This is a genomic window from Vibrio agarilyticus (genome assembly GCF_012641465.1).
GTDB classification, from domain to species: Bacteria; Pseudomonadota; Gammaproteobacteria; order Enterobacterales; family Vibrionaceae; genus Vibrio; species Vibrio agarilyticus.
Window position 1 is genome coordinate 1 of record NZ_JABAIK010000051.1, and the last position, 916, is coordinate 916.

The 916-nt window shown below is 47.5% G+C and carries 1 protein-coding gene; it reads right to left on the reverse strand.

Going from position 1 to position 916, the window contains the following annotated elements; genetic code table 11:
• Positions 1-916, reverse strand: a 916-nt coding sequence (tuf, locus tag HGP28_RS18915; RefSeq protein WP_168837982.1) for an elongation factor Tu, incomplete at both ends; no start/stop codon positions are given.

A 916-nucleotide genomic window follows, 5' to 3' on the forward strand; every position in this document is an offset into this window, starting at 1 on the left:
TCATTTGGATGTTGTCGCCTGGCATTACCATTTCTACGCCTTCTGGTAGAGAGATGTCACCAGTTACGTCAGTTGTACGGAAGTAGAACTGTGGACGGTAGCCTTTGAAGAACGGAGTATGACGGCCGCCTTCGTCTTTAGAAAGTACGTATACTTCTGACTCAAACTTAGTGTGAGGAGTGATTGAACCTGGCTTAGCAAGTACTTGACCACGTTCAACTTCGTCACGCTTAGTACCACGTAGAAGTGCACCAACGTTCTCACCTGCACGACCTTCGTCAAGCAGTTTACGGAACATTTCAACACCAGTACAAGTTGTAGTAGTAGTATCTTTGATACCTACGATAGCAACTTCGTCACCTACTTTCAGGATACCGCGCTCGATACGGCCAGTTACTACTGTACCACGACCTTGGATTGAGAATACGTCTTCGATTGGCATTAGGAATGGCATATCGATAGCACGCTCTGGCTCAGGAATGTACTCATCTAGCGCTTTCGCTAGCTCAAGAACTTTCTCTTCCCACTGCTCTTCGCCGTTTAGTGCGCCTAGTGCAGAACCTTGGATAACTGGTAGGTCATCACCTGGGAAGTCGTATTCAGATAGAAGTTCACGAACTTCCATTTCAACTAGCTCTAGAAGCTCTTCATCATCAACCATGTCACATTTGTTCATGAATACGATGATGTAAGGAATACCAACCTGACGACCTAGTAGGATGTGCTCACGAGTTTGTGGCATTGGACCGTCAGTTGCTGCAACTACTAGGATACCGCCGTCCATTTGAGCTGCACCAGTGATCATGTTCTTCACGTAGTCCGCGTGTCCTGGACAGTCAACGTGCGCGTAGTGGCGAGTTGGAGTGTCGTACTCTACGTGTGAAGTAGAGATAGTGATACCACGCTCACGCTCTTC